This window comes from Cupriavidus sp. SIMBA_020 (genome assembly GCF_046535395.1).
Taxonomy (GTDB): domain Bacteria; phylum Pseudomonadota; class Gammaproteobacteria; order Burkholderiales; family Burkholderiaceae; genus Cupriavidus; species Cupriavidus campinensis.
Genome location: NZ_JAWRWU010001165.1, coordinates 1 through 253, shown reverse-complemented (window position 1 = coordinate 253; position 253 = coordinate 1). Strand labels below are relative to the sequence as shown.

Annotated in this window: 1 protein-coding gene; it reads left to right on the top strand. The window is 68.4% G+C overall.

Annotation, left to right across the window (positions count from 1 at the left end):
• A partial coding sequence (locus SB751_RS33195) for an SDR family NAD(P)-dependent oxidoreductase (RefSeq protein ID WP_410749393.1) occupies positions 1 to 253 on the top strand: 253 nt, incomplete at both ends.

Sequence of the window (253 nt, the reverse complement as noted above, 5' to 3'; positions counted from 1 at the left end):
CGGTGTACGCCGACGTGTCGGACGAAGACAGCGTGGCCGCGCTGTTCACCGCCGTGCGCCAGACGCTGGGCGGGCTGGACATCCTGGTCAACAACGCCGGCGTGGCCGGCCCCACGGGCTTTGTCGAAACCCTGTCCAAGGCCGACTGGGACCGCACGCTGGCCGTCAACATCACCGGCCAGTTCCTGTGCGCGCGCCAGGCCATCCCGCTGCTCAAGGAATCGCCTGCCGGCGTGATGATCAACCTGTCGTC